This window comes from Bacillus sp. SRB_331, assembly GCF_003264175.1.
Classification (GTDB): Bacteria; Bacillota; Bacilli; order Bacillales; family Bacillaceae_G; genus Bacillus_A; species Bacillus_A mycoides.
Genome location: NZ_NADV01000111.1, coordinates 1 through 426, shown reverse-complemented (window position 1 = coordinate 426; position 426 = coordinate 1). Strand labels below are relative to the sequence as shown.

General features: G+C 50.2%; 1 protein-coding gene. It reads left to right on the top strand.

Features of this window, described 5'->3' with window-relative positions:
* Positions 1-426, top strand: a 426-nt coding sequence (locus tag B5P42_RS31810; RefSeq protein ID WP_142674069.1) for a gag-polypeptide of LTR copia-type domain-containing protein, incomplete at both ends; no start/stop codon positions are given.

Here is a 426-nt window from a genome sequence, read left to right as displayed (position 1 = left end):
GAACCACGAACTGACACGACGTCGAGCCGTACCGATACGAAAACCCGGGGTGTGGTCGAACTGAACGTGGGTGACTCGGTACTCCGTCATTTACTCTCTGAAACCTCTGCTCACGCGTATTGGGTCAAACTCCATAACATCTACCAGCGCAAATCACTCTCTTCAGTTGTCGTCAAGTTGCGCCAATGGGTTACCTGCATGCAAGACGGGCAACCAGTGCAAGAATTTATAGGCCGAGTCGAATCTCGAGCCCGAGACCTCCAAGGTGCAGGCATCGAGATACCAGAAAAATTAATTTCAGCACTCGTTGTTTGCAACCTCGATAGCCGTTTCCACTCAGTTGCTACTGCCTTAGACTGCCAGGACTTTGATCATATTTCACTAGTCACGATCACCTCCCTGCTGCTAAACGAAGAAGCTCGTCAA